This is a genomic window from Psychrobacter sp. 1Y4, assembly GCF_051847555.1.
On the sequence record NZ_JBPYDE010000870.1, the window covers coordinates 1 to 586 of the forward strand.

1 protein-coding gene is annotated in these 586 nt (G+C 45.7%); it reads left to right on the forward strand.

The genetic code is table 11. The annotated features are described in order from the left end of the window. A partial coding sequence (locus ACS8FC_RS19325) for a universal stress protein (RefSeq protein WP_439297981.1) occupies positions 1-586 on the forward strand: 586 nt, incomplete at both ends.

Genomic DNA, 586 nt, shown 5'->3' on the forward strand with positions numbered 1-586 from the left:
TAGAGGCCAGCATGTGGGCTTCTATTCGCTTGCGCGCGCCTGTAGGACTACTACACTCAGTCCCAAGCTTACAGCAAAAAGCTGCGGTCAATTATTCTGGCTGTCTCAATATCGATGATGAAAATGCCTTACTTGAGCAGTTCACAACCAAAGAGCATTTGAGCAACTGTGAGCTAAAAGCACAGGGCAGATTGCTACTGTCTCAAGCTACCACGTATTGCGAGCAAAAGCCTCATAAGCTCAAAACTTATACCTTGCATCGTCATGAAAACCTGAACCAGAGTATCGATTACGTCGATGACAAGGCACAATTGATCGTCATCGGTCATCATGTCACGTGCAAATCGACATTAGGACAACTGATTAGGGTCAGCCACTGCCCCATTTTGGTGACACATGCACCATTTTTGCCCCCTACTACCGCTTTATTTGCTTTTGACAATAGTCCAACATGCCATAAGTTACTTAATTGGTTGTGTAAGACCCCGCTCGTGCGTGCCTTGACCATTCATATTGTCATGATCGGTAAAGAAACTTCTGATAACTGTGATGCCCTACGTGAAGCATACGCGAAGCTCAAGCAAGC